At 71.8% G+C, this 25,065-nt stretch carries 25 protein-coding genes; 7 read left to right on the forward strand and 18 right to left on the reverse strand.

Translation table 11 applies throughout. The features are described from left to right. The first annotated feature begins 62 nt into the window (after positions 1-62). Positions 63-581, forward strand: a complete 519-nt coding sequence (locus tag C229_RS0111605) for a PH domain-containing protein (protein WP_026313678.1) — start codon at positions 63-65, stop codon at positions 579-581. 4 nt (positions 582-585) lie between these two features. Here C229_RS0111605 and C229_RS32790 read toward each other — a convergent pair whose 3' ends face one another. Genes C229_RS32790 through C229_RS30280 form a run of 5 tightly spaced genes read right to left on the reverse strand, consistent with a single transcriptional unit; the run spans position 586 to position 6,489 of the window. After that, positions 586-2,223: an NAD(P)/FAD-dependent oxidoreductase gene (locus C229_RS32790; protein ID WP_018655249.1), complete on the reverse strand. Its 1,638-nt coding sequence runs from the start codon at positions 2,221-2,223 to the stop codon at positions 586-588. Further along, positions 2,213-2,971, reverse strand: coding sequence for an ABC transporter permease (locus tag C229_RS0111615; RefSeq protein ID WP_018655250.1), 759 nt, complete (start codon positions 2,969-2,971; stop codon positions 2,213-2,215). The genes C229_RS32790 and C229_RS0111615 overlap by 11 nt, the downstream gene beginning before the upstream one ends. Beyond that, positions 2,968-3,834 carry an ABC transporter permease gene (locus tag C229_RS0111620; RefSeq protein ID WP_018655251.1) on the reverse strand — a complete coding sequence of 289 codons (867 nt, stop codon included), beginning with the start codon at positions 3,832-3,834 and terminating at the stop codon, positions 2,968-2,970. Before C229_RS0111620 ends, C229_RS0111615 begins: the two co-directional genes overlap by 4 nt. Continuing rightward, on the reverse strand, positions 3,824-4,972 hold the full coding sequence (locus tag C229_RS30275; protein WP_051108939.1) for a polyamine ABC transporter substrate-binding protein: 1,149 nt from the start codon (positions 4,970-4,972) through the stop codon (positions 3,824-3,826). Before C229_RS30275 ends, C229_RS0111620 begins: the two co-directional genes overlap by 11 nt. Next, positions 4,969-6,489: an ATP-binding cassette domain-containing protein gene (locus C229_RS30280; RefSeq protein WP_018655253.1), complete on the reverse strand. Its 1,521-nt coding sequence runs from the start codon at positions 6,487-6,489 to the stop codon at positions 4,969-4,971. The genes C229_RS30275 and C229_RS30280 overlap by 4 nt, the downstream gene beginning before the upstream one ends. 141 nt (positions 6,490-6,630) lie before the next feature. Between C229_RS30280 and C229_RS0111635 the strand changes: the two genes are divergently transcribed. Continuing rightward, positions 6,631-6,855, forward strand: a complete 225-nt coding sequence (locus C229_RS0111635; protein ID WP_018655254.1) for a type II toxin -antitoxin system TacA 1-like antitoxin — start codon at positions 6,631-6,633, stop codon at positions 6,853-6,855. On the opposite strand, the gene C229_RS0111640 is transcribed toward C229_RS0111635, so the two are convergent. The 4 genes from C229_RS0111640 to rlmN form a co-directional block, all read right to left on the reverse strand. Continuing rightward, complete coding sequence (locus C229_RS0111640; protein WP_026313679.1) at positions 6,852-7,271, reverse strand: HIT family protein; 420 nt, start codon at positions 7,269-7,271, stop codon at positions 6,852-6,854. The two genes, C229_RS0111635 and C229_RS0111640, sit on opposite strands and share 4 nt — an antisense overlap. Continuing rightward, entirely contained in the window at positions 7,268-8,050 is a 783-nt protein-coding gene (locus C229_RS0111645; protein WP_018655256.1) for a DUF1963 domain-containing protein, read from the reverse strand. The genes C229_RS0111640 and C229_RS0111645 overlap by 4 nt, the downstream gene beginning before the upstream one ends. Before the next feature lie 75 nt (positions 8,051-8,125). Next, entirely contained in the window at positions 8,126-8,629 is a 504-nt protein-coding gene (locus tag C229_RS30285; protein ID WP_018655257.1) for a DivIVA domain-containing protein, read from the reverse strand. A gap of 359 nt (positions 8,630-8,988) precedes the next feature. Then, positions 8,989-10,182, reverse strand: coding sequence for a dual-specificity RNA methyltransferase RlmN (gene rlmN / locus C229_RS0111655; RefSeq protein ID WP_018655258.1), 1,194 nt, complete (start codon positions 10,180-10,182; stop codon positions 8,989-8,991). Positions 10,183-10,364: 182 nt separating this feature from the next. Between rlmN and C229_RS0111660 the strand changes: the two genes are divergently transcribed. Then, a complete protein-coding gene (locus tag C229_RS0111660) occupies positions 10,365-11,507 on the forward strand; it encodes a suppressor of fused domain protein (RefSeq protein ID WP_051108940.1) in 1,143 nt (380 codons plus the stop codon). Positions 11,508-11,556: 49 nt separating this feature from the next. Here C229_RS0111660 and C229_RS0111665 read toward each other — a convergent pair whose 3' ends face one another. The 5 genes from C229_RS0111665 to rpsB all read right to left on the reverse strand — a co-directional run bounded on the left by C229_RS0111665 (position 11,557) and on the right by rpsB (position 15,770). Continuing rightward, positions 11,557-12,450, reverse strand: a complete 894-nt coding sequence (locus C229_RS0111665) for a phosphatidate cytidylyltransferase (RefSeq protein ID WP_018655260.1) — start codon at positions 12,448-12,450, stop codon at positions 11,557-11,559. Beyond that, positions 12,450-13,007 carry a ribosome recycling factor gene (frr, locus tag C229_RS0111670; RefSeq protein ID WP_018655261.1) on the reverse strand — a complete coding sequence of 186 codons (558 nt, stop codon included), beginning with the start codon at positions 13,005-13,007 and terminating at the stop codon, positions 12,450-12,452. Before frr ends, C229_RS0111665 begins: the two co-directional genes overlap by 1 nt. Before the next feature lie 51 nt (positions 13,008-13,058). Continuing rightward, a complete protein-coding gene (gene pyrH, locus C229_RS0111675; protein WP_026313680.1) occupies positions 13,059-13,823 on the reverse strand; it encodes a UMP kinase in 765 nt (254 codons plus the stop codon). Between the two features lie 69 nt (positions 13,824-13,892). Further along, entirely contained in the window at positions 13,893-14,729 is an 837-nt protein-coding gene (gene tsf / locus C229_RS0111680; protein WP_018655263.1) for a translation elongation factor Ts, read from the reverse strand. Positions 14,730-14,816: 87 nt separating this feature from the next. Beyond that, positions 14,817-15,770: a 30S ribosomal protein S2 gene (gene rpsB / locus C229_RS0111685; protein ID WP_018655264.1), complete on the reverse strand. Its 954-nt coding sequence runs from the start codon at positions 15,768-15,770 to the stop codon at positions 14,817-14,819. A 430-nt stretch (positions 15,771-16,200) separates the two neighbouring features. Here rpsB and C229_RS30290 point away from each other — a divergent pair, with 430 nt between their 5' ends. Next, positions 16,201-16,896, forward strand: coding sequence for a M23 family metallopeptidase (locus tag C229_RS30290; RefSeq protein WP_081639836.1), 696 nt, complete (start codon positions 16,201-16,203; stop codon positions 16,894-16,896). 324 nt (positions 16,897-17,220) lie between these two features. On the opposite strand, the gene C229_RS0111695 is transcribed toward C229_RS30290, so the two are convergent. Then, complete coding sequence (locus tag C229_RS0111695; RefSeq protein WP_018655266.1) at positions 17,221-18,138, reverse strand: tyrosine recombinase XerC; 918 nt, start codon at positions 18,136-18,138, stop codon at positions 17,221-17,223. Between the two features lie 525 nt (positions 18,139-18,663). On the opposite strand from C229_RS0111695, the gene C229_RS0111700 reads away from it, so the two are divergent. The 3 genes from C229_RS0111700 to dprA are packed head-to-tail and all read left to right on the forward strand — an operon-like array spanning position 18,664 to position 22,440. Beyond that, the gene (locus tag C229_RS0111700; protein WP_018655267.1) at positions 18,664-19,026 is read left to right on the forward strand and encodes a YraN family protein; all 363 of its coding nucleotides are present in this window, start codon (positions 18,664-18,666) and stop codon (positions 19,024-19,026) included. A gap of 1 nt (position 19,027) precedes the next feature. Continuing rightward, positions 19,028-20,581, forward strand: a complete 1,554-nt coding sequence (locus C229_RS0111705) for a YifB family Mg chelatase-like AAA ATPase (RefSeq protein ID WP_018655268.1) — start codon at positions 19,028-19,030, stop codon at positions 20,579-20,581. Next, positions 20,578-22,440 carry a DNA-processing protein DprA gene (gene dprA, locus C229_RS35965; protein WP_338029157.1) on the forward strand — a complete coding sequence of 621 codons (1,863 nt, stop codon included), beginning with the start codon at positions 20,578-20,580 and terminating at the stop codon, positions 22,438-22,440. Before C229_RS0111705 ends, dprA begins: the two co-directional genes overlap by 4 nt. A gap of 1,362 nt (positions 22,441-23,802) precedes the next feature. Here the strand turns inward: dprA and C229_RS0111715 are convergent. The 3 genes from C229_RS0111715 to C229_RS34905 all read right to left on the reverse strand — a co-directional run. Further along, complete coding sequence (locus C229_RS0111715) at positions 23,803-24,114, reverse strand: DUF2469 domain-containing protein (protein ID WP_018655270.1); 312 nt, start codon at positions 24,112-24,114, stop codon at positions 23,803-23,805. Continuing rightward, on the reverse strand, positions 24,111-24,836 hold the full coding sequence (locus tag C229_RS0111720; protein ID WP_033424234.1) for a ribonuclease HII: 726 nt from the start codon (positions 24,834-24,836) through the stop codon (positions 24,111-24,113). The genes C229_RS0111715 and C229_RS0111720 overlap by 4 nt, the downstream gene beginning before the upstream one ends. A gap of 42 nt (positions 24,837-24,878) precedes the next feature. Beyond that, on the reverse strand, positions 24,879-25,065 hold a 187-nt coding region (locus C229_RS34905), incomplete at its 5' end, for a hypothetical protein (protein ID WP_205624464.1).

Consider the following 25,065-nt stretch of genomic DNA (forward strand, 5'->3'; position numbering starts at 1 on the left):
CAGCCGCACAAGGGCACGGTCGGCTACGGTGAAGGCCGGATCTTGACGAAGGTGCCGCGACCGTGAATCTGCAAGACATGATGGTCCACCGCGACTCGGCGTCGCGTTCGGTGGACAAGTACCTGATGTCCTACGAGGGCCGCGTCATCGCCGTGCGCAAGCATCCGGCGGTGCTGCTGCCCGCGCTCGCCGTCGCCGTCGTCGGCCTCGTGCTGTGCGCGGTCGCGGGCGTCGTCACCGGCTTCTGGCTCGTGTGGCTGCTGTGGCTGGCCGCGCTCGGCTACCTGCTGTGGCGCATCCTCGTCTGGTCGATCGAGTTCTTCCTGGTCACCGAGCACCGCGTCATGGTGATCCGGGGGGTCTTCAACCGCGACGTCGGCATGATGCCGCTCGGCAAGGTCACCGACATCACGCTGGAGCGCTCGCTCCTGGGCCGCACGCTGGGCTACGGCGAGTTCATCCTGGAGACCGGCGGCCAGAAGCAGCAGTTCAACAAGGTCAACTTCATGCCGTATCCGGAGCAGCTCTACCTGGAGGTCTCCTCGGTGATCTTCGGCGCGCAGGACGGCTCGCCCGACTAGGCCCTCACGACCCGAAGCCCAGCCCGCGGCGCTCCATCGCGCGCAGCAGGAGGCCCGGACGGCCGTCGCGGTCGGCGCGGGCCAGCGCGCGGCGCGCCAGGGCCAGCAGCGGGGTGCGCAGCGGCTCGGGCGGATACCGGACGGGTTCCTCGCGCACGGCGTCCAGGCGGGCGCGGGCATCGGTCTCCGCGTCGGGGGCGACGCCGAGCCGGTCAAGGGCGACGTCGGCGGCGAACCGGGACGCGGCGACGCCGAGGCCCGTGTGCCCGGCGACGCGGGCGACGGCGCCGCCGAGGGCGGTCGTCGTGCTCGCGGTGAACCGGGCGCTGGTGTCCACGGCGCCGCTCCACGCGTGGGTGACCGCGACGTCCTCCAGTTGCGGGAACGTGGCCCGGAACGCGGCCTCCAGCCTCCCGTCGGTGCGCGGCTTGGACGCCGCCTCCGAGCCGCCCCACAGCACGCGGTCGTCCGGCGTCAGGCGCGCGTAGTGGAACAGGTGCGCGACGTCGGCGACCCCCTGCCGGTGCACCCACCCCACCTCCGCCCGCTGCGCCGCACCGAGCGGCTCGGTGACGAGCACACGATCATGCACGGCAACCGTCACCCGCCCCCGCACCAGCGAATCCACGGCCCCCGTAGCCACCACGACACACCGAGCCCGCAAAACCCCCTCTCCGACCCGCAACACCACCCCAGCGCCCCCACGCCCACGACGCGCATCCCGGCCCAACCCGACCCCTTCCCCACACGCTCCGGAACTCGCGTCCCCGCGAAGACCGTGCGCGGGGCTCGCATCCCGCTCGAAGCCGGCCCCCTCCCCGGACGCGCCACACGCTGCGGCATCGTCCGCGGGCCTCACGTCCCCATGAGAACCACGCGGCGCGGCGGCGCCGTGCCTGCGGCTCGCGTCCCGGTCGAGGTCGGCCACCTCCCCGTGCGCTGCGGCGGCATCGCCCGCACGACCCGCATCCCCGCGAGGACCGCGTGCGGGGGTCGTGTCTCGGTCGAGGGCGGTGACGGTGGTGTTCTCGTACATGCGCACGCCTAGCGCGCGGGCGATGGCCGCCAGGCCGTGCAGGAGCCGGACGGGGTGGACGAGCGCGGTGTCCTCGCGGTCCCACACGCCGCCTAGGAAGCGCGGCGAGGCGGCCTGGCGGCGCGTCCCGGCCGCGCCGAGGACGGCGGGCTGCCAGCCCAGCTCGAACGCCGTCTCCGCGTCCTCGCGCAGGACGTCGAGCTGCCAGGGCGCCGTGGCGACGCGCAGCGAGCCGGTCAGCTCCCAGCCCGCGTCCACGCCGTACCGGCGCAGCGTCGCGGCGATCGCCAGCAGGTTCTCGTGGCCGAGGCGTTCGAGTTCGAGCATCTGGTCCCACCAGCGGGCCGCGCCGTTGCGGACGCCGTGCGTCAGCGTCGCCGCGCAGAAGCCCGCGTTGCGGCCGGACGCCGCGCCGCCCAGCCGTCCGCGCTCCAGCAGCACGACGTCCAGGGACGGGTCGCGTTCCCGGGCGCGGATCGCCGTCCACAGGCCCGTGTAGCCGCCGCCGACGATCGCCAGGTCACACGTTCCCCGACCGGTGTAGGGCGGTTCGGGGTCGCGCGGGGCGACGTCGCGCTCCCAGAAGACGGCGGGCTCAGGAGGCACGGCGGCTCCGCGCCGACAGCGCCGCGACCAGCACGCCCGCCGCGAACAGCAGCGTGCCGAGCGCGTTGACCTGCGGCGGGACGCCCGTGCGCAGCGACCCGTACACCCACAGCGGGAACGTCACCGTCGAGCCCGCCGTGAAGCCCGTCAGGACGAAGTCGTCGATCGACAGCGTGAACGCCAGCAGCGCGCCCGCCACCGCGCCGGGGGCGATCAACGGCAGCGTGATGAGGCGGAACCGCGTCCACGGTCCCGCGCCGAGGTCGCGGGCCGCCTCCTCCACCGCCGGGTCCAGCGCGCCGACGCGGGCCCGGACCGTCACCGCGACGAACCCGAGCGCGACCATGACGTGCGCGGCGACGACCGTCCCGAACCCGCGCGGCACGTTCAGCGTCACGAACAGCGACAGCAGCGCCGCGCCCAGCACCAGTTCCGGGCACGCGATCGTCATGAGGACCAGCACGTTCGCCGACCCCCGCCCGCGGAACCGGTGGCGGCCGAGCGCGAGGCCCGCGAGCGTCCCGAGGACGGTCGCGACGGCCGCGCTGACCAGCGCGATCGCCAGCGAGTTCAGCAGCGCGCGGGTGAGGTCGGGGCGGTCGAGCAGGTGCGCGTACCAGTGCAGGGTGAAGCCGTCCCACCGGACGTTCCGCCGGGGGTCCGCGTCGTTGAACCCGAACACGGCCATGACCGCGACCGGCAGCAGCAGCCAGCCGACGAGGGCCCACGTGTACAGGCGCCCGATCACGGCTCCCCCAGGACGCGTCGCGCGCCGAACGCGCGGGCGTAGCCGAGCACCGCCAGCAGCAGCACCGCCATCAGCGTGAACGACAGCGCCGACGCGGCCGGGTAGGCGCTGTTGTCGAAGTACTCGGCCCGCACCACGCTGCCGATCATCGTGTCGCCGGGGCCGCCCAGCACCTCGGCGTTGACGTAGTCGGCCGACATCGGCACGAACGTCAGCACCACGCCCGCGAAGACGCCCGGCGCCGACAGCGGCAGCACGACCCGCAGGAACGCCTGCGTCCGCGACGCGTACAGGTCGCGGGCGGCCTCAGGCAGCTCGCGGCCGACCCGGGCCAGCGCGACGTAGACGGGCAGCACCATGAACGGCAGGAAGTTGTAGGCCAGCCCGGCGATGACGGCGCCGCTCGTGTCGAGGACGCGGAAGCCCGCGTCCAGCAGCCCGGCGTCCTTCAGCGGGCCCAGCAGCGGGCCCTCGTCGGTGAGGAGCTGCCGCCAGGCGATCGTGCGCAGCACGAAAGAGACGAAGTACGGCGACACGATCAGGAACAGGTACCACTGGCGGCGCCGCCCGCCGTGGAACGCGATCCAGTACGCGGCCGGATACGCCAGCAGCGCGCACAGCAGCGTCGCGGCCAGGCCGTAGCCGAGCGAGCGGCCGAGGACCGGGCCGTAGACGTCCAGGCCGTCGCGGTAGTTCTGCCAGCGGAAGGTCTGCTCGAACCCGTCGACGAGGTCGCCCGACTGGAGCGACAGCGACGCCATCGACGCCAGCGGCACCAGGAAGAACGCGGCCAGCCACAGGCCGGCCGGGAGCACCAGCCAGTACGGGGCCGCGCGGCCGGGCGTCCGGGATCTACGCGCCACGGGCGATGGGCTCGAACGTCCGCTGGAACACCGGTTCCTCGTCCTGGTCGAGGCGGCGGAAGTAGCTGAGGCGCTCCAGTTCGTGCGGTTCGGGGAACACCAGCGGGCTGCGCGCCAGGCGTTGCAGGTCCTTGCGTTCGCGGCCCGCCGCGCCGGCCGCGTCGGCGGCGACGAGCGCCTTCGTCGCCGGGACCGGGGAGATGTAGTTGATGTACTCGGTGAGCAGCGCGTTGTTGCGCGGCTCGTACAGCCAGTCCATGAGGGCGAGCGCGTCGACGGGGTTGCGGGCCGTTCTGGGGATGCACAGGTTGTCGGTCCACAGCGTGCCGCCCTCCTCGGGGACGACGAACGCCACGTCGGGACCGGCCATCGTGAACGCGTCGCCCGACCACGCCATCGTCAGCCACACCTCGCCCTTGCTGACGGCGTCGATGTAGTCCTGCGTGTAGTACTTGCGGACGATGCCGCCGTCGCGTTGCGCGCGCAGGCGCGCGGCGGCGCGGCGCCAGTCGTCCGGGGTGGACTTCTCCGGGTCGACGCCGAGCGCGAGCAGGCCGAGGTTCCCGAGTTCCTGCGGGTCGGCCATCATGCCGACGCGGCCCTTGTAGCGCGGGTCGAAGAGCTGCTCGATGCTCGTGACCGGACCCTTGACGTGCCGCTTGTTGTACGCGATGCCCGTGATGCCGGACACGAACGGGACGGTGTACTTGTTGCCCGGGTCGTAGGTGGGGTTCTTCAGCCCGGAGTTCGCGGCGAAGTTCGGCAGCCGTCCGTGGTCGAGCGGGGCGAGGTAGCCGAGCCGCCGCGCCTTCTCCAGGTGGACGCCGTTGGTCATCACCATGAGGTCGAACCCGATCGGCTGCCCGGCCGCCAGCGGCGCCTGGATGCGCCCGAACCAGGGCCCGTTCTCCTCGATGACCTCCTTGTACTCGACCCGGATGCCGGTGTCCTGCTCGAACGCCTTGAGCGTGGCGCGGTCCTCCTGCATGTACCCGGGCCAGTTGGCCCAGCTCAGCCGCCCATTGCGCCGCTTGCCCTCCCAGTACCGCGCGTCGTCGGGCGTCCCCCGCCCCTCGATGCCGCACGCCCCGGCGAGCAGCCCCGCCCCCGCCGCCATCAGAAACCCGCGCCGCCTCACGACACCACCCCGAGCACCAGCGAATCCCGCGCCTCCCACACAACCCAAACCACGTCCCCAACCCGCCCCTCAACCAACGCCTCTCCCCCACCTACAGCCCCGGCACCGGAATCCCCAACGTCACCCCGGAAACCCCCACCCCCGCCGGGCGCACTCACAACTCCCGGCACAGTGCCCCCGCCCCCCGAAGACCCACCCACACCAGACGCAGAATCCTCGCCGCCGCCCCACCCACCCGCACCGAACACGGAACCCTCGACCTCGCCCGACCCGCGCAGGCTCTCGCGCGCGAGACCCGCGGCCTCCCTCGGTCCGCTCGCACCTCTACGCGCGGAACCTCCGGCTCCCGGCGGCCCTCCCACATCAAGCCCAGGGCTCCCGGGCGCGGGCGGCATGCCCGCACTCCCAGACTCAGGGCGTGCAGCCCCGGGCTGCACGCTCGGGCTTTCGCGTGCGGAACTCTCGCCGTCGGGCGGAGTGCCCTCAGCAGCGCCGGGATCGGTGGGGAAAGGCGCGGGTGCGGTGTTCTGGGCGTAGACGTGCAGGTCGGCGGCGGGCGTGGTGACGCGGTAGGTGGTGGACGCGCCCCGGTAGGCGACGTCGGTGACCGTGCCGCGCAGGGCGCACACGGACGCGTCCGGGCGGTGACGCGTCATGCGGACCCTCTCCGGCCGCACGGCGACCTCCAGCGGGCCGCCGAGGGCGCCGGGCACCAGGACATGACCCGCGTCACCGAAGCGCAGCAGGGCCGGGCCGCCTCCGGCCGGGGCTTCGGCGACCCCGGCGATGAGGTTGGACGTGCCGACGAACCCGGCGACGAACCGGGTCGCGGGACGCTCGTAGACCTCACGCGGCGTGCCGATCTGCTCGACGCGCCCCTCGTTGAGGACGGCGACGCGGTCGGACAGGGCCAGCGCCTCGGCCTGGTCGTGGGTGACGTGGACGAACGCGACGCCGACCTCGCGCTGGACGCGTTTCAGCTCGGCCTGCATCGCCTGCCGGAGTCTCGCGTCGAGCGCGGCGAGCGGCTCGTCGAGCAGCAGCGCCCGGGGCCGGTTCACCAGCGCGCGAGCCAGGGCGACGCGCTGCCGCTGTCCGCCCGACAGGGTGTGCGGCCGGTCGCGTTCGCGGCCCGCCAGCTCGACCAGCTCCAACATGGCCCGCACCCGCGCACCGACCTCGGCGCGTCCGACCCCTCGGCGGCGCAGCCCGAACGCGACGTTGTCGAACACGCTCATGTGCGGGAAGAGCGCGTAGGACTGGAAGACCGTGTTCACGTCACGGCGCTCGGCGGGCACCGCCGCGACGTCGGCACCGTGCAATGCGACCGTTCCGGCGTCGGCGGTCTCCAAGCCGCCGATGACGCGCAGCAGCGTGGTCTTCCCGCATCCGGACGGCCCGAGCACCGAGAAGAACTCGCCCGCGCGCACGTCGAGATCGACGCCGTCGAGCGCCCGCACCGCCCCGAAGGACCGGCGGACACCGCGCACGCTGATGGCGGGAACCCCGTCCTGCACCCGCGCCCCCCTCCCGCGATCCGGGTGCCACTATCCCATTTCCCGACGTTTCCATCGAATCAGCCCACTGGCGACATTTCGGGGATTCCAGCGCTGCGCGGCCCGTCGTATTTTGAGGCCCAGCAAGGAAGGAGACCGGCCATGCGCGAGTCGGTTCCCGCCCCCCGCCTGACCCTCCATCCGACGCCCGAGCAACTCCAGCTCCTCCACGAAGCCGCCGCCCTCCTCGGCTGGACCCTCCACCAGTACATCCTCAGCACGGCCCTCGACGCCGCCGAACGCGACCTCCACACCCACCACACACCGCCCGCCCCCGCGACCCCCGACCCCACCCCCTTCACCACGTTCGCCACCATCCCCCTCTAACCCCCTTCCAGGGCGTGGCGGAGGCGGGTGGCGTAGTCGGCGGCCTCGGTGTCCGAGGCGTACCTGGTGCGGGGCCAGAAGAAGCCGCGGAGGCCGTCCTTGGGGTTGCGCGGGACGATGTGGACGTGCAGGTGCGGGACGCTCTGGCTGATGCGGTTGTTCAGGGCGACGAAGGACCCGGCGGCGTCGAGGGCCGACTCCATCGCCGTCGCCAGGTCCTGCGCGCGGCGGAAGAGCGGGCCGACCTGGTACGGCGGGAGGTCGGGCAACGTCTCGACGTGGGCGCGGGGCACCAGGAGCGTGTGCCCCTTGAAGAGGGGGCGCACGTCCAGGAACGCGAACGCGTCGGGCTCGTCCAGGACGACGTGGGCGGGGCGCTCCCCCGCGATGACCGCACAGAACACACAGCCGCTCATCGGTCCATCCTCCAGCCGGGGTCGGTGTTGCTCCAGTCCGGCGCGGGTGCGCGGACCTGCGCGGTGAGCCAGGCGTTGCCGAGTGTGCCGCGCGGACGCACGGTGAAGAAGACCCGTCCCGGATCACCCCAGTGCCAGCCCAGTTCCGGATCGCCGTCGAGCTGGACGACGAGCCGCCACTGGTCGTCGTCCGACGGGGGCCCGCTCCGCGCGGGCGCCGCCGGACGCAACGGGCCGCTCAGGGTGACCGGCCAGCCGCCGAGCTGGTGCCGTGGCGCGTTCGCCGGCCACACGTACTGCGACCAGGCCGTGTACAGGTTCTCGTAGACGGCGAGGAAACCGGCGCACACCGCCTCCAGCCGCCGGACGACCGGTTCCGCCGGTGACGGCAGCGAGAGGAACGGAACGACCCCTCTCGGCCGTCCCGATGGGTGCGGAGCCCCGTGCGACCGCACGCGCCACGCCTCGCGCTCGTCCGGGACGTCTCCCCAGGGACGCGCCGCCGCCCCGGCGCAGAAGAACGCCGCCTGCCTCCGGAACGGAAAGCCGCCGACCCTCGGCAGGGCCGCGAAGTCGACCACGGCGAGCAGTTGCAGCGCGCGCCCGCGCCACACCGGCGGATCACCGGAGGAACCGCCGAGCCAGACCGCGGGAGGCCCGCCTCTGCGCAACAGCAGGCCGGGGCGGGCGAGGGCGAGCACCATGGCCGCCACCTCGGGCACGAGGTAGAGCGAGAACAGGGAGACGAGACGGCGACGCTGGACCGTGATCTGGTTCATGGCACCTAGCGTTCACGATGAGCGACGCTCATGCCACCTAGAGTTCCAGGCTGTGGATAACCCTCCGCGCCGAGGTCAGCTCCGGTCGAGAGCGTCGGCGAGCTGGCGCAGGAACTCGTCGACCTCGCGCTCGTCGTAACTGGGCCCGAGCCGCACGCACGCGAACGTGCACTCCCGCACGTCCCGCGACGACACCTGCGGCGCCTCACCGCGCAGGCCGCCGATCACCCGGTCCAGGAAGGCATCGACGTCCCGCACGTCGTATCCGAGCCGCAACCGCGACCCGGTGAACTGCACGCTCTGAATCCACCGCACCAGCCAGTCGGCATGCACCGCCGGAACCGCCCCGTCCTCCTCGGGCCCCCGCAGTTCGCGCACGCATTCGGCGAGCAGATCGTCGACGGCGACACGATCGTAACCACGGACCACCACGTCGAACCGCGCCGCGCGCACGGCGTCCGCGTTCATCCCGTCGCGGCCGTCCAGCGCCCGGGAGATCCTGCCCAGCAGGTCGTCCACCTGGACGCGGTCGTATCCGCGCAGGGCGACGGGCAGGTGCTTGTTGGCGATCGGCGTCATCGGGTTCTCCAGAGGATTCGGCTGAAAAACGCGGCGCCCCCGCCCTCGCGCACGGCCGCCGGCCTGGGCGGCGGCAACAGCCTGACCGCCCGGGCAAGAACCCCGCAAGCGTTCTCGTCGTTCTCAGAACGCGTTTCCAAAATAGGCTTCACTAACAGTCGCGAAGTGCCAACGGCAAGCGCCCCGCCGACGAAAAACCGCGCCGGAGCCCGACGAGGACCCGGCCGCCCCCGCGACGGCGACGCCCGAGCCGCCCACGTCTGGCCTGCGTCGAATCCGGCCGATGAGCCGATGCTGACGAAATTCGCGGCATCCGCCGTCGTTTTTCTCCGGCCGGATGCGGCCACCCGCTGGACGCCTCAGACCGAGGCGGCGAGCTGCCCGCACGCGCCGTCGATCTCCCGGCCGCGGGTGTCCCGGACGGTGACCGCGACGCCGTGCGCCTCCAGCCGCCGCACGAACTCGCGCTCGTCCTGCGGCCGGGACGCCGTCCACTTGGAGCCCGGCGTCGGGTTCAGCGGTATGAGGTTGACGTGCACCAGGTGGCCGCGCAGCAGCCGGCCCAGCATGTCGCCGCGCCACGCCTGGTCGTTGACGTCCTTGATCAGCGCGTACTCGATCGACACGCGCCGGCCGCTGCGCTCGGCGTACGCCCAGGCGGAGTCCAGGACCTCCGAGACCTTCCAGCGGTTGTTGATCGGGACGAGTTCGTCGCGGAGTTCGTCGTCGGGAGCGTGCAGCGAGACGGCGAGCCGTACGGACATGTCCTCGGCGGCGAGTTTGTCGATCGCCGGTACGAGCCCGACCGTCGAGACCGTCACCGAGCGCTGCGAGATGCCGAGCCCGGCGGGAGCGGGGTCGGTGATGCGCCGCACCGCCCCGATCACGGCCTTGTAGTTCGCCAGCGGCTCGCCCATGCCCATGAACACGATGTTCGACACGCGCCCCGGCCCGCCCGGCACCCGCCCCGACGCCATGGCACGGGCGCCCGCCGCCACCTGCTCGACGATCTCCGCCGTCGACAGGTTGCGGGTGAGCCCCGCCTGACCGGTCGCGCAGAACGGGCAGTTCATACCGCATCCGGCCTGGGAGGACACGCACATCGTCGCCCGGTCGGGGTAGCGCATCAGCACCGACTCGAACAGCACCCCGTCGAACGCCTTCCAGACGGTCTTCAGCGTGGCGCCACCGTCGCACGCCAGCTCGCGGACGGGCGTCAGCAGCGACGGCAGCAGCTCGGCGGCGAGCCGGTCGCGCACGGCGGCGGGAAGGTCGGTCATCTGCGCGGGGTCGTTCACCAGCCTGCCGAAGTAGTGCCGTGAGAGCTGGTCGGCGCGGAACGGCTTCTCCCCCAGCTCGGCGACGGCGGCGCGGCGCTCCTGCGCGGTGAGGTCGGCGAGGTGGCGCGGCGGCTTGGCCCGGCGCGGTGCGGCGAAGACGAGCTTGGCGGGCGTCCTGGCGCCTCCGGCCGCCTCGGCGTCCGTCCCCGCCGCCGTCTCGGCGGCCTGCGTCGGTCGGCCCGGGTCGTCGGCGTGTTCGGTGATGGCAGACATGGTGTCTCCAGTGTCGCAAACGTCGGTGCGTGCCTCGTCCATCGCGAGCGGAACCGACGAGCCCCGCAAACCACCACGTTCCACGCCATCCTTCCCATGGTGCGGGGCCGATCCGGGCCAGGTCACGCATACGGACGCGCGTTCGGGCGCATGACCTTGAACCGCGGGCTAAGGTCTCGATCATGTCGGTATTGCGCAGGGGGTCCGCTTCGGCGCGCCGGGGCACCGCCGAGGTCGTCCGGGCCGAGAGCAGCCCGTACGGGAGCCGCAGGCTCGTCATCGAGTGCGACGGCGTCGTCACCTCCGCAACGCTCCGCGATCCGCGCGGCACGGTCGTCGGCGCCGTCTGGGTCGCCAACCACCGCGACGCGCCCGCCGCGCTCGACCGGGCGCGGATGGACGCGGGCGCCGCTCCGCTGCTGCCCGCCACGCACGTCCGCACCCGGGCCGGGCGCGGACCGCTCGAACCCACCGACCTCGACATCGTCTGGTTCGAGGAGGGCGACGGCGTCGCCGTCCTGGAGGCCGGCGAGGCGCTGTTCGTCATCCCCGGCTGGTCCGACATGGCCCGCGGCATTCCCGGATACAGCCGCGACGCCGCCGAGCAGAGCCCCTTCGCGTTCCCGCTCCGCGACGAGATCGCCGAGTTCGGCGAGCGCATCGACGCCGCCCGCGACCACTGGCGGCGGCACGACGCCGAGGACGCCTGGCCCGCCTTCCAGCAGTCCGTCCTCGGTCATCTGCTCCAGCGCCTCGGCCCCGGCGGGCACTACTGGCACGACGTCGGCGGCCAGCTCACCGGCCGCCGGGGCACCCGCCCGACCGTCGGTGTCTCCGAACGTCCCGCCGCCGCCGACCGCGACTACGCGGTGCTCAGCACCATCGGCATGAGCCGCCAGCGGATGCCCACGATCGAACTGTACGAGGACGACGTCGCGCCCTACGCCCGCGTCGAACTCGCCGTCGCCACCGCGCTGCCCAGCCAGCGCGCGGGCAGCATCTTCCCGTGGCTGGCCCAGTACCCCTGGCGCTCGGTGACCTGGTTCGCCCCCGGCGACGTCGTCAAGTGGTACCACGAGGCGCACACGTTCCCGCTCGGCAGCGGCGACGCGCCCTGGCAGGGCGTCCTGCTACTCGACGACCCGAGCCGCCTCGCCGGTCCCGTCCCGCCCGGCCTGACCGGATTCAGCGTGGACGGCGATCCCGTGCGCTGGCTGTGGCTCGTCCCCATCACCGGCGAGGAGCACCAGTACGCCAAGAGCGAGGGCTCGGACGCGCTGGTCCGGCGGCTCGCCCACCAGGGCCGGTCCTGGGTCGTCTCCTGAGACGCCGACGGCCGCGGACCCGGCGGGTCCGCGGCCGTCCTAGCGTGGATCAGACCGGGACGAACAGGGCGAGCAGCAGCCACACCACCGGCGCCGTCGCCACGAGCGAGTCCAGTCGGTCCATGACGCCGCCGTGCTCGGGCAGCAGCGTCCCCATGTCCTTGATGCCGAGATCGCGCTTGATCATCGACTCGACCAGGTCGCCGACGGTCGCGCTGACGACCACCGCCAGACCGACGAGCACGCCCTGCCAGACCTGACCGTCCAGCAGTTCCCACACCAGCCAGCCGCCGGCCGCCATGCACGCCAGTGCCGAGCCGGTCACGCCCTCCCAGGTCTTCTTGGGGCTGATCGTCGGCGCGAGCTTGTGCCGGCCGAGGAACGACCCGGCGAAGAACCCCCCGATGTCACTGGCGACCGTGACCGCGATGAACACGACGATGCGGTGATCGCCGTCGTCGGGCCGCAGCAGCAACGCGACCACGCCGCCCATCAGCACCAGGTAACCGGTGATGAACACCCCGGCGTTGACGTCGCGAACGTAACCGTCCGAACCGCCAGGCAACCGCAGGACCAGCACCGCGAACACGGTCAGGGCCACCGCCGCCACGAGCGCGTCGGCGCCGCCCACGTATCCGGCGATCGGTGCGATGAGCATCCCGGCCAGAACCGGGATCTCGGGGACGCGGATGTCGCGGTTACGGAAAGCACCGATGAACTCGCGCGTACCGAGCATCAGGAACAGGATCATGACGCCAAGGAAGATCTCCTTGACGGTGTAGAGCGAGCCCAGGACAAGGCCGCCGAGCAGCAGCCCCACACCGATCGCGACGGGGAGGTTGCGGCCCGCCCGCTTCGTGACCGGAACACCCACGGCGGCGGGGGGAGCGCCGGGCGGCACCTCCGGGGAACCCTCGGGTTCCCCGGCTTCGTCGCGTTCCATCAGACCTCGAGCAGTTCGGCCTTCTTGTGCTCAAGGAGCTCGTCGATCTGCGCCACGTACCTGCTCGTGGCGTCGTCGAGCTCCTTCTCCGCACGGCGGACCTCGTCCTCCCCGGCGTCGCCGTCCTTGGCGAGCTTCTCCAGGGCGTCCTTGCTGCGGCGGCGGACGTTGCGGATGGAGATCTTGGCATCCTCCGCCTTGCCGCCCGCCACCTTGATGAACTCGCGCCTGCGCTCCTCGGACAGGTCCGGGAAGACGACGCGGATGACGTTGCCGTCGTTGGTGGGGTTCACGCCGAGGTCACTGTCGCGAATGGCGCGCTCGACCGCGGACATCGACGACTTGTCGAAGACCTGGACGATGACCATGCGCGGCTCGGGCAGCGTGAACGAGGCGAGCTGGTTGATCGGCGTGGGGGTGCCGTAGTACTCCGCGGTGATCTTGTTGAACATCGCGGGGGTGACGCGCCCGGTGCGGATGGCCTGGAAGTCCTCCTTGGCGACCGCGACGGCCTTCTCCATCTTCTCCTCGGCTTCGAGGAGGGTCTCGTCGATCACTTCGACTCCCGGTTCAGCTAGTCGGCCGTTCTGTCGGTGGCCCGTCGTACGTCAGCCGTCGGCCGGGCTGACCAGCGTGCCGATCTTCTCACCCCGGACCGCCCGGACGATGTTGCCCTGACCCATCAGATCGAAGACGACGATCGGCAGGGCATTGTCCATGCAGAGGCTGATGGCCGTGGCGTCCATGACCTTCAGTCCCCGCTGTAGAACCTCACCGTAATCCAAACGGTCGAACTTGACCGCGTCGGGATTCTTGCGCGGGTCGGCGTCGTAGACACCGTCGACCTGGGTCGCCTTCAGGACGGCCTCGGCACCGATCTCCAGCGCGCGCTGGGCGGCGGTGGTGTCGGTGGAGAAGAACGGCTGGCCCAGGCCCGCGCCGAAGATCACGACACGGCCCTTCTCCAGGTGCCGGATGGCGCGGCGCGGAATGTACGGTTCGGCGACCTGGCTCATCGTGATGGCGGTCTGGACGCGGGTGTCGAGCCCGAGCTTCTCCAGGAAATCCTGGAGGGCCAGGCAGTTGATGACCGTCCCGATCATGCCCATGTAGTCGCCGCGGCCGCGGTCCATACCGCGCTCGGCGAGCTGGGCGCCGCGGAACATGTTGCCGCCGCCGCACACCACCGCCACCTCGACGCCGTCCTGCACGGCCGCGGCGATGGCCTCGGCCACGTGCTGGACGACCTCGGGGTCGATGCCCAGCGGGTCGCCGCCGGCGAACGCCTCGCCGGACAGTTTGAGCAGCACACGTCGCCAGCCCCCACGCGGCGCGTGCTGGGCGGGCGACGAGGCCGCCGCCGTGTCAGTCATGGTCTTCTCCGGCACGTCGGCGGCCTCCTCGTTGCGTCGTGGAATCTCTGGTCCCCTGAATCCGGGAACCTACGCCTGGCCGACCTTGAAGCGGGCGAAGCGCACGACCTTGACGCCGGCCTCGTCGAGGACCTTGGCGATGGTCTTCTTCGGCTCCTTCACGAACGCCTGCTCCAGCAGGACGAAGTCGCGGAAGTAGGCGTTGACGCGGCCCTCGACGATCTTCGGGATCGCCTGCTCGGGCTTGCCCTCGTCGCGGGTGAGCTGCTCGGCGAGCGCCCGCTCCTTTTCGATCGCCTCGGCGGGGATCTCGTCGCGGGTGAGGTACTTCGGGGACATCGCGGCGATCTGCTGCGCGATGTCCTTGGCGACCTGGGGGTTCTCGGCGTCCAGCTCGACGAGCACGCCGGTGGTCGGCGGCAGCGACGGGTCGGACTTGTGCAGGTAGCTCGCCACGTAGGCGCCCGTGAAGTGGGCGAAGCGGCCGAGTTCGAGCTTCTCGCCGATCTTGGCACTGTTCTCCTGGACCAGCGCGTCGACGGTCTTGCCCGGCTCGATCTCGGCGGCGGCCACGGCCTCGGCGTCCTGCGCACCGCTCTGCGCGGCGAACGTGACGATGCGGTCGGCGAGCGCGATGAACTCGGCGTTCTTGGCGACGAAGTCGGTCTCGCACTTGATCTCCAGCAGCGCGCCGTCGCCGGTGCCCTGGAAGTGCTCGGCGACGAGGCCGTTGGCGGCGGTGCGCTCGGCGCGCTTGCCGACGTCCTTGGCGCCCTTGAGGCGCAGGATCTCGACGGCCTTGTCGAAGTCGCCCTCGGCCTCGACCAGGGCGTTCTTACAGGCCATCATGCCGGAGCCGGTGAGCTCGCGGAGCCGCTTGACATCGGCGGCGGTGAAGTCAGCCATCGCTCTTTCGTCTCTGTGTGGTGGGAAGACTGGACGCGACAGGGCCCCCGGGGCGGCGTGTGCGCCTGCCCCGGGGGCCGCACGTCGTCAGGACTTGTCGGTCTCGCCGTCCTTGGCCTCGGTGGCGGCCACGGCCTCGGCCTCAGCCTCGGCCGGAGCCTCCTCGGCCGGAGCGTCGGCCTCGGCCGGAGCGTCAGCGGCGGGAGCCTCGGCCTCGGCCTCGGCGGCGGGGGCCTCGGCCGGAGCGGCGGCGTCCTGCTCCTTGCTCTCCAGCAGCTCGCGCTCCCACTCGGGAAGGGGCTCGCCGGCGGCCCGCTCGGCGGGCTTCTCGTCGCCGCCGGCGGCGCCGGAGCGGGCGATGAGACCGTCGGCGACGGCGTCGGCGACGACGCGGGTCAGCATGCTGACGCTGCGGATGGCGTCGTCGTTACCCGGGATCGGGTAGTCGACCTCGTCCGGGTCGCAGTTGGTGTCGAGGATCGCGACGACCGGGATGCCGAGCTTCTTGGCCTCGTTGACCGCGATGTGCTCCTTCTTGGTGTCCACGATCCACACGGCGCTGGGAACCTTCGCCATGTCGCGGATACCGCCGAGGGTGCGCTCCAGCTTGTCCTTCTCGCGACGCAGGCCGAGCAGCTCCTTCTTGGTCATGCCGGAGCCGGCCACGTCGTCGTAGTTGATCTCCTCCAGCTCCTTGAGCCGGGTGAGGCGCTTGTGCACCGTGGAGAAGTTGGTGAGCATGCCGCCCAGCCAGCGCTGGTTGACGTAGGGCATCCCGACCCGCGCCGCCTGCTCGGCGATGGCCTCCTGCGCCTGCTTCTTCGTGCCGACGAACAGGATCGTGCCGCCGTGCGCGACCGTCGCCTTGACGAACTCGAAGGCGCGGTCGATGTAGGACAGCGACTGCTGGAGGTCGATGATGTAGATGCCGTTGCGCTCGGTGAGAATGAAGCGCTTCATCTTCGGGTTCCAGCGGCGCGTCTGGTGGCCGAAGTGAACGCCGCTCTCAAGGAGCTGGCGCATGGTGACCACGGGTGCCATGGTCGTCCTCCTGGGTTCTGTGCCCGCGTCGCTTGACGGGCGATTTGGTTGATGTCTGCGCCCTGACGGCGCCCCACCGCCGCGAACGACGGACCGAGAGGCGCCGCCCCACCGGTCACGAGGACGGCGGTGGCGTGCGAGCGCGTGAATTCGGCCGCGAGAGCGTGCGCCCGCGCGACCGTTCACCGATTCTATGGGATGAAGGCCGCCGACGTGGAATCAACGCAGTCCGGGGCGGCTGGAGCAGGGTTATCCACAGGCTGCGGCTCGGCCCGCACGAGGTGGCCCGACTGCGGGAGAATTGAATCAAGGGGGTCCCCAGGGGGGTTGCGGACCTCCTGATCGGCCTGCCACCGGGCCGTCCGAGAAAGTTATCCACAGCCCCGGCCAGGGGCCGCGTGGCCATGTCCTGGCAGGCCACGCTGGACCCATGACTGTTTCGACGCTTCCTCTCGTCCTCGCGCTCACCGGTTCGCCCGCACCGGCGCCCGATGAGTGGCGCTGGCCGCTCGGGCCCCCGCCTCCACCGGTCGTCCGCGCGTTCGCCCCACCGGCCGTGCCCTGGGGCCCTGGCCATCGCGGCGTCGATCTGGCCGCGCGTCCGGGCCAGACCGTGCGTGCGGCAGGGGCCGGACGCGTCGCCTACGCGGGGCTTCTCGCCGGGCGAAGCGTGATCTCGCTCGACCACGGCGCTCTGCGCACGACCTATCTGCCCGTCCGTCCAGCACTGCCGACGGGAGCCGAGGTCGCCGCCGGGACGAAGATCGGCGTGCTGGAGAGTCCGGCGACGCCGCACTGCCCGCAGGCTTGCCTGCACTGGGGCTTGCGTCAGGGCACCGTCTACCTTGACCCGCTTCGTCTCGTCCAGCGCCCGGTCCGGCTACTGCCCCTGTGGCCGCCCGCCGCGCCCGCGCAGCGGGTGGTGGAGCCGTCCGAGCCACCGCGCGTCCTGGCCTCGTCGATCGGCCCGCGCGAGACCGCCACGGCGGCGGGCGGTGCCCTTACCGGCGCCGTCCTCTCTTTCGCGGCCCTCTTCGCCTGGCGCCAGACGCGCCTGCGCGCCCGGCGCAGAACACCGGCCGACGTGATCGACCTGAACCGGGAGCGCGAACTACGACGAACATGAACACGACGCGTGGATCGGCTACAACGACACCCAGCGCGAGCGGACGCGGGAGAGGCCGGGCCCGGCACGATCAAGACTCGGCATTACCAGGACGCGGCGTGGTGAGGACGCGATGTAACCAGGACACAGCGTGATCAGGACACGGCGTGATCAGCGCGCGACGCGAGCAGAAGCCGACGTGCTCAGGACCCTGGGAAGGGAACCGGCCGGAACGGAACCCGGCGGAAGCTGAACGCGGTGAGGACTGAACGCGGTGAGAGCTGAACGCGGTGAGAGCTGAACGCGGCGATGCTCACGCTGTGTCGCTTGGTTGTGTCGCTTTGATCAGTCGCCTCCACGCGGATGGGCCCGGCGGTGCTCATGTCTCAGCCGTTCGGCCGAGACGTGCGTGTAGAGCTGCGTCGTGCGCAGCGACGCGTGTCCGAGGATCTCTTGGACTCCGCGCAGGTCGGCGCCGCCCTCCAGCAGGTGGGTCGCCGCCGAGTGCCGCAGTCCGTGCGGCGCCACGTCAGGCATCTCACCGGCGGCGGCGATGCGGGCGTGCACGATGCGGCGCGCGGTCGTCGGATGCAGCCGTCCACCGCGTGCGCCGAGCAGCAACGCGGAACCGCTCTCCTCGGTCGCCAGTTCCGGACGGCCGCTGCGCAGCCAGCGGTCGGCCGCCCGCATCGCGGGCTCCCCGACCGGGACGGTGCGCTCACGCCCGCCTTTGCCCAGCACACGGACGGTGCGCCTGCCTCCGTCCAGATCGTCCACGTCCAGTCCGCACAGTTCACTGACGCGCACGCCCGTAGCGTAGAGCAGTTCCAGGACCGCGAGGTCGCGCATGTCGAGCGGGGTCTCGCCTTCCAGCGTGTCCAGCAGACGTGCGGCGTGGTCCTGGGAGAGCACGGTCGGGAGGTCACGCGTCTGCCGAGGCGTGCCGAGGAGCGCGCCTGGGTCGTCCGCGAGGCGTCCGCACCGGTACAGGTAGGCCGTGAAGACCCGCGCGGCGGCCGTCCGGCGGGCGAGCGTGGCCCGCGTGCGTCCGAGCGCGTGCTGACGCGCAAGCCAGGCCCGCAGAACGGTGACGTCCAGTTCCCCGGGCCCGCCGAGCCCGATCATCCCCATGTAGGACGACAGATCTCGCAGATCACCGAGGTAGGCCCGCAACGTGTGCGGCGAGACGTCGCGCTCGCCCCGCAGGTACTCCTCGAATTCCGGGAGCACGTCCTTCAGCGGCGCGGTCTCGTCACTCGTCACATGACCCACGGTGCTGCACGGCCCGACGCGAACGCAACCACGACAGGCAGCCTCACCGCTGCTCCAGCAGTGTCTGCGTCGATGTCGTCGCCGGAGGCATGCCCTCACCGCGTACATCTTCGCGACGGCCATGCCGTCACGACGTCCAAGCCTTCGCCACGTCTTGCCGCTCGCCATGTACAGGCGCTCGCTGCGTCCCTGTCCTCGCAGCGTTCTGGGGCCGCCGCCTCACCCCGAAGAGTTCGCGCCCGTCCGAACGGCTGGTACGCCGAGAAGGATCAGCGCCTTCCAGACATCGCGCGCATTCCGGCGCTGCACGCGGCGGCACCCGGCCCTGTGTCGTGCAGGGGCTTCGCGCGGTCGCCGCACTGCTCGCCCAGAACGTGCGCGGCCGGAAACGCCTCGCTGTGCTGGCCTATCGCCGCCGGGAGGGTGGCATGCCCGACCGGGGCGTTATCCACAGGCCGAGACTTTACTTTCCGCGATGTCGCCGGCCGAGCACGCTCGGTTGCGGAGGTGGAACGGATGACATCCCAGAACAACGCACAGAGGCTCGGCGCTCGCGGCGAAGACGCCGCCGCCGACTATCTGCGCGGTCTCGGCTGGCGCGTGATCGACCGCAACTGGCGCTGCCCCGAAGGCGAACTCGACATCGTGGCCCACGACGGGCGCGGATTCGTCGTCTGCGAGGTGAAGACGCGGCGCAGCGCCGCGTACGGCCATCCAGCGGAGGCTGTCACTCCGGCGAAGGCCGCCCGGCTGCGGAGGCTGGCGCTGCGCTGGTCGGCGGGGCGGGGAGTGCGAGGTGACCGCGTGCGCGTCGACGTGCTCGGCCTCGCCGTCCGTGCGGACGGCTTCACGGTCGCGCACCTGCGGGAGGTGTGCTGACATGACGCTCGCCCGTACGCACTCGGTCTCCCTCGTGGGCGTCGACGGCTTCGTCGTCGGTGTCGAGGCCGCCATCACCAGCGGCATTCCCGGCCTGCACCTGGTCGGACTGCCCGACGCTGCGCTCAGCGAGGCCCGCGACCGCGTCCGCGCCGCGATCTACAACTCCGGCGAGGACTGGCCCAACCGCCACGTCACGGTCTCCCTGTTCCCGGCGAGCCTGCCGAAGAAGGGCTCGATCTTCGATCTCGCCATCGCGGTCGCCTTACTGGCCGCCGCCGAGACGGTGCCGCCCCGCGTCTGCGACGACCTCGTCATCATCGGCGAGCTTGGGCTGGACGGACGCGTGCGCGGCATTCCCGGTGTGCTGCCCGCCGTGCTCGCCGCCGCGAATGCCGGATGCGGGACGGTCGTCGTCCCGCGCGCCAACGAGACGGAGGCCGCGCTCGTCCCCGGCGTGAAGGTCATCGGCGCGGCGACGCTGCGCGGGTTGCTCGCACTGCTGCGCGACGAGCCGCCCCCGCCCGGAGACGACGAACCCGAACCGGCACGCGTCCTGCCCGACAACGGCACCGCCCACGTCCACGACCGCCTCGACGAACTCGACCTGGCGGACGTGCGCGGGCAGGCCGAGGGACGTCGAGCCCTGGAGATCAGCGCAGCGGGCGGGCACCACCTCTTCTTCGCCGGCCCTCCCGGATGCGGGAAGACCATGCTCGCGGAACGACTGCCCACCCTGCTGCCCCCGTTGGACCCGGAGGCCGCCCTAGAGGTGACGGCCATCCATTCCGTCGCCGGAACGCTGCCGACCGGACGGCCGCTCATCACACGCCCTCCCTTCCACGCGCCGCACCACACCGCGACGCGCGCTGCGCTGGCGGGCGGGGGCTCGGGCCGCGTCCTGCGCCCCGGGGCGATCTCGCTGGCCCATCGCGGCATCCTCTTCATGGACGAGGCGCCCGAGTTCCACAACGGGGCGCTGGACGCGCTGCGGCAGCCGCTCGAAGAGGGCGAGGTGCGGATCTCGCGGGCCGAGGGTACGGCCAGGTTCCCGGCCCGCTTCACGCTCGTGCTCGCGGCGAATCCGTGCCCGTGCGCGGCGGCCAAGAGCGTCGACTGCTCGTGCGCTCCCGGGATGCGCCGCAAGTACCTGTCGCGGCTCTCCGGGCCGCTGCTCGACCGCATCGACCTGAAGCTCGAACTGGCGCCCGCCAGCCGCGCCGAACTCCGCTACGACCTGGAGTTCGCCGAGTCGAGCGCGGTCGTCGCCGAGCGGGTCGCCGCCGCCCGGGAACGCACAAGACGCCGTCTCAAGGACACTCCGTGGCGTTCCAACTCCGAGATCCCCGGTCCCGAGCTCCGCCGCCGCTTCACTCCGCCGGCGGACGCCATGGGCCCCGTCGACGACGCATTGCACCTGGGCTTCCTCAGCGCTCGTGGCCTGGACCGCGTTCTACGCGTCGCCTGGACCCTGGCCGACCTCGGCGCCCACGACGAACCCGGCGCCGACGACATCGGCGGCGCCCTCGCCCTCTGGACGGGAAAACGCTCATGAACACCGACCCCGACGCCCGCCACCACACCCGGAAGGCCACCACCATGCATGCCATCGACGAGCCGCCCGCGTCCGAAGAACGACCGACCAAGCTCGCCGTTCACGGGGCCGCACGCCACACGCCGCACTCCAACCCGCCGAACGAGCCGCTCGGGCGGATAGCAGGACCCGAGAGGACCGCTGACGCAGGGCTGGCGGCGACCTTGCACAGCTCGATGAGCGGCGGCATGCCTACGCACGTCGCAACCACCCGTGGGAACGACGAACCCGACCGGGCACAGCGGAGTGCGCCGGTCACGCATGGCGCGAGCACCGCGCCGGACACGAAGGTGAGCGCACGCGCCGCCTCCGTACTAACGTCCGCTGCCGCATGCCAGGCCCCGCAAGCCCACCAGACGGAGCACGGTCTGACCACTGTGCAGGGGCCTGACGACTCCGGTAGCGCAAGCGGCATCGAGGGCGCCTCCCTGGCCGCGCCTGTGGAGGCGAGCGCGCACACTTCGCCTCATCGGGGCGCTCATCACGACCGAGCGGAGTATGGGCAGGGCACCTCGCAGCGAATGGAGGACGACGAGGTAGTGGCCCGTTCGTCGGACGACGAGGTAGGGGCCGGTTCGCTGGCCATGGTCCCGGCATCTGGGGGTCGGAGTGCGCATCGAGGCCGGGTCGAGGACATTCGGGGTGTCGCAGGGATGCGGGGCGAGGGTGACGGTGAGGTCGGGGCACTCGCTACGTTCACCGCGCTCGCGGAGCCGGGCGATCGGTTGGTCAATCGGCTCATCCAGACCTACGGGGCCGTCGGAGCGATCGGGGTCGTGCGGTGCGGGGAGGTTCCGGCGGAGCTGGGACTGAACGGACAGGAGCTGAAGCGGGCGGCTGTGCGGCTGCGGCGGTGGCAGGTGCGTTTGCGGACGGTGGACGCCGCAGAGGATCTGGCCGTGGCCGAGCGGCTGGGGGTGCGCCTGCTGTGTCCGGGTGAGAGCGGCTGGCCCACGACGCTCGACGATCTCGGTGACGAACGTCCGTACGCGTTGTGGCTGCGCGGGCCCGACGACCTGCGCAACGCCTGCCTGCGGTCGGTGGCGGTGGTCGGCGCGCGCAACGCGACGCCCTACGGGCTCCGGGTGGCCGCCGACCTGGCCGCCGAGCTCGCCGACAGCCGGTGGACGGTCGTGTCGGGCGGCGCGATCGGCATCGACGCCGCCGCGCATCGGGGAGCGCTCGCCGCCGACGGTCCCACCATCGCCGTTCTGGCGAACGGCGTGGACGTCGCGTATCCGCCGCAGAACGAGGCGCTGTTCGCCGAGCTCTCCCGGCGGAGTCTGCTCGTCAGCGAGTCGCCGCCGGGCGTGCATCCGCACCGGTCTCGATTCCTGGTTCGCAACCGGGTCATCGCGGCGCTCACCCGAGGGACCGTCGTGGTGGAGGCGGAGTGGCGCAGCGGCGCGCTGAGCACGGCGAAGTGGGCACAGCGGCTCGGCCGGGAAGTGATGGCGGTACCGGGGCCGGTGACCTCACGGCTCTCCGAGGGATGCCACCGTCTTCTGCGCGAACACCCGCCCGCGCTCGTGGTCACCCGTCCCGCCGAGGTCATCGAGGCGGTCGGCCGCCTCGGCGCCGACCTGGCCCCTCCCCCGCGTGACCCCGTCCTGCCCCGCGATCGGCTCGACGCGACCACGAGGGCGGTCCTGGAAGCAATCCCCGCCCGTGGCGCGGCAGGGCCCTCCCAGCTCGCGGCGAACACCGGCCTCGATCCCTCGACCGTCACGGCCAAACTCGGCCTCCTCGCCGCCGGCGGCTTCACCGAACGCACCACCTCCGGCTGGCGCCTAACCCCCGCCGCCAAACGCCCCACCTGACCACGCCCCAGGGAACGCCTACGCCATCGTCGCCGACCAACACACCTCAGCCACCGACCTCCAGGACATCGGCGCCGATCTGAACGCGGCAGGCAGCACGGCGCCGACAGCCGCCCGCGCACGGCCGGGACCGGGCGCGGCCCCACCACCCCAGGAACGTGCAGCACCAGAAAGGAGCCCGCAAATGCACCAAATCGGTGCACCCAGTCCGCTCAGAACTCAGAACGCCCCTCCACGACCGTCAACGGGGAGGCCCCAATGATCTCGCGAAACGGATAGGCGCCCACTGCGCCCGCATGCCCACGCGCCCCACATGCCCGCGTGCCCATGCGGCCGCGTGCCCATGCGGCCGGTTATCAAGTAAAAGACCACGCAGTAAGCGGGGGCGGGCGCCTCTGCAGGGTGCGCGACGCCGCCGAACAGCGTCGCGAAGATCGCGCGGATGTCGATGGGCGGGTGTCTACGCAAGGTGCGCGACGCCCCTGCCACCGGGCGCACCACGCGCAAAGCGCATGATGCGCGGGCGCGTTGGGTGCGCGGTAGCGGCGCATCCGGCGTGCGTTGCGCGGGCTGCGCGAGAGGCACGATGCGCGTTGACAGCGTGCCGCCTAGGCAGGGAAGTGGTGCACGAGGCGGACAAGTCTGCGGCGGGCCGCGCACCTGGTGGGCACTGCACGTGGGGTCGACGCGCCCGATGCACGGTGCGGAGGTAGATGCCGTGCTCTGTGTGAGCGGTGTACGAGGTGGGCGAGCCGACAGGGGGCGGCGCACCTGGCGCGCACAGCACCCGGTGCGCGGCGCACCTGGTGTCAGGCGCACCAGGCGCGCGGTGCGAGGCGCGCGGTACACGGTGCGAGGCGCGCGGTACACGGTGCGAGGCGCGCGGTACACGGTGCGATGCGCGATGCGCTAGGCGCTAGGCGCGGCGGGCGAGGGCGGCGGGCGGTGATGAGCGATGCAGAGGAGGTGGCGTGCTCTAAGTGAGCGGTGCACGAAGTGCTCGGGCCTGCGAGGGCCGCGCACTGGGCGGGCACTGCGCGACGTACGCGACGCGCTTGTTGCCAGGTTCACCAAATGCGAGGTGCACGACGTACGACATACGGCGCGCGGATGCAAAGTGATGGCGGGCGCGGATGGGCGGCGCGCGGGTGAGCGGCACGTCGATGGGCGGTGCGTGGATGGGCGGCGCGTCGATGGGCGGCGCGCGGGTAGGCGGTGCGCGGGTGAGGGCCGCGTGGATGGGCGCGCGGGTAGGCGGTGCGCGGGTGAGGGCCGCGTGGATGGGCGCGCGGGTAGGCGGTGCGTGGATGGGTGGTGGTTTGTCTGGGATTTGAGTGGGTGCGTGGGCGGGGTTGGGGTGGGTTAGGTGGAGGGGAGTTCGAAGTCGGTTTTGGCTATTTCTTCTACGTTTACGTCTTTGAAGGTTACTACGCGGACGTTTTTGACGAAGCGGGCTGGGCGGTACATGTCCCAGACCCAGGCGTCTTGCATGGTGAGTTCGAAGAAGACTTCGCCGTTGGAGGTGTCGCGGACCTGGAGGTCGACCGAGTTCGTGAGGTAGAAGCGGCGTTCGGTCTCGACGACGTAGGTGAAGAGGCCGACGACGTCGCGGTACTCGCGGTAGAGCTGGAGCTCCATTTCGGTTTCGTACTTTTCGAGATCTTCGGCGCTCACGCGTGTGCCCCTTCCGTCCGGCCCGCGTCGGAGACCCCGCTCGTCCCCTCCCCCGAGGCCACCTCCCCATTCTTACGCAAGGCGCGGCCGACATTGACGTAAGAGAAGCGATGCTCGGCGCACGGGCCGTGGTGTGCCAGGGCCGCGGCGTGTTCGCGCGTCACATATCCCTTGTGGACGTCGAAACCGTACGCGGGGTAGCGCTCGTGGAGCCCGGTCATGATGCGGTCGCGGGTGACCTTGGCGATCACCGATGCGGCGGCCACGCACGCCGCGACCCGGTCGCCCTTGATGACGGCGAGACTCGGCACGTCCACGCCGGGCACGCGGAAGCCGTCGCTGAGGACGTAGTCGGGGCGCCGGTCCAGCGCGACCAGCGCCCGGCGCATGCCCGTGATGTTGCAACGGTGGACGCCGATGCGGTCGATGTCGTGGCCGGGGATCACGATCGCGCTCCACGCCACGGCCTTCGCCATGATCTCGTCGTAGACGCGCTCGCGCCGGGCGGGTGTGAGGAGCTTGGAGTCCATCAGGCCCTCGATCGCGCCGCGGCGCCCCGGGGGAAGGATCGCCGCGCCCACCACCAGCGGACCCGCGCACGCACCCCGACCGGCCTCGTCGACCCCGGCGACCGTGGTGAAGCCGCCGTGCGCCAGGGCGCGCTCATACGCGTAGAGCCCCGCGTCCCGGCGAGGCGTGAACCGCAACGGACGTTCCCTCATGCACCGCAGCGTACGTCCCCGCACGGACGAACAACGGCACTCTCAACGAACCGCCCACCTCCCCCACACCGGCACGCCCCGCCCCATCTGCGTGACCTCGGCCAACGCCACCCGTCGAACCGAGCGGCCGTTGAGAATCCCATCGCCCGACACGCAGCGCCGCCCGACACGCAGCGCCGCCCGACACGCAGCGCCGCCCGACACGCAGCGCCGCCCGACACGCAGCGCC

Origin of the sequence: Actinomadura flavalba DSM 45200, assembly GCF_000374305.1 — a bacterium.
GTDB lineage: Bacteria > Actinomycetota > Actinomycetes > Streptosporangiales > Streptosporangiaceae > Spirillospora > Spirillospora flavalba.